This is a genomic window from Trinickia symbiotica, from assembly GCF_003028655.1.
In the GTDB taxonomy this organism is placed as follows: Bacteria; Pseudomonadota; Gammaproteobacteria; order Burkholderiales; family Burkholderiaceae; genus Trinickia; species Trinickia symbiotica_A.
This window is the reverse complement of record NZ_PYUC01000071.1, coordinates 1-407: the sequence shown is the minus strand read 5'-3', so window position 1 is coordinate 407 and position 407 is coordinate 1. Positions and strand designations below refer to the sequence as shown.

The 407-nt window shown below is 29.5% G+C and carries 1 protein-coding gene; it reads right to left on the bottom strand.

All coding sequences use genetic code 11. From position 1 onward, the window contains the following. Positions 1 to 116 (bottom strand): CNNM domain-containing protein (locus C9I57_RS33775; protein WP_369008113.1); only part of this gene is annotated, 116 nt, incomplete at its 3' end. Between the last annotated feature and the right edge of the window lie 291 nt (positions 117 to 407).

Below are 407 nucleotides of genomic sequence, written 5' to 3'. Positions count from 1 at the left end.
GGTTTATTTCCTTCATCTGCTAGCTGTTCAATTCTTGTTGCTCTAATTTTTACTAATGCAAATTCTGAACCAACAAATACAGTGGTTAATGCAATTAATAGAATAAATATAATCAAACTAATTATGGTCGAAGTTTCCAATTAATTCCCTATTTCTAGGGATTCACCTCCATGTTATATGTGTCACTCATGGGTAACACGCATTCAAATTTATCACTATGACTTAAATTACAACTACATGTTATCGCCTTCCCATTTAGACACCCCCAGAAAAAAATGTTATTGCCTCTATTTTATCATAATATAAAGTGCTTATGTTAACAGATTAAATCTATTGCATACATTTAATTATGATTATTTATTAGCTAAATGTGTGAACCTTACCTTGTTTTATTGTAGATTTTACAT